The sequence below is a fragment of the Nocardioides allogilvus genome (assembly GCF_003047285.1).
Classification (GTDB): Bacteria; Actinomycetota; Actinomycetes; order Propionibacteriales; family Nocardioidaceae; genus Nocardioides; species Nocardioides allogilvus.
Window position 1 is genome coordinate 1 of record NZ_PZYX01000060.1, and the last position, 607, is coordinate 607.

Below are 607 nucleotides of genomic sequence, written 5' to 3' on the forward strand. Positions count from 1 at the left end.
TCGCCGGTTCATTCTACAAAAGGCACGCCATCACCCGTTAACGGGCTCTGACTACTTGTAGGCACACGGTTTCAGGATCTCTTTCACTCCCCTTCCGGGGTGCTTTTCACCTTTCCCTCACGGTACTGGTTCACTATCGGTCACTAGGGAGTATTTAGCCTTGGGAGATGGTCCTCCCGGATTCCGACGGAATTTCACGTGTTCCGCCGTACTCAGGATCCACTCAGGAGAGAACGAAGTTTTGACTACAGGGCTGTTACCTCCTATGGCGGGCCTTTCCAGACCTCTTCATCTACCTCGTTCCTTTGTAACTCCGTACAGAGTGTCCTACAACCCCAAGAGGCAAGCCTCTTGGTTTGGGCTGATCCCGTTTCGCTCGCCGCTACTCAGGGAATCGCATTTGCTTTCTCTTCCTCCGGGTACTTAGATGTTTCAGTTCCCCGGGTCTGCCTTCTCATATCCTATGAATTCAGATATGGATACCACTCCATTACGAGTGGTGGGTTTCCCCATTCGGAAATCTCCGGATCAAAGCTTGCTTACAGCTCCCCGAAGCATATCGGTGTTCGTCCCGTCCTTCATCGGCTCCTAGTGCCAAGGCATCCAC

At 52.6% G+C, this 607-nt stretch carries 1 rRNA gene; it reads right to left on the minus strand.

Features of this window, described 5'->3' with window-relative positions:
* Positions 1 to 607, minus strand: a 23S ribosomal RNA gene (locus C9J87_RS19425); the annotation flags it as partial.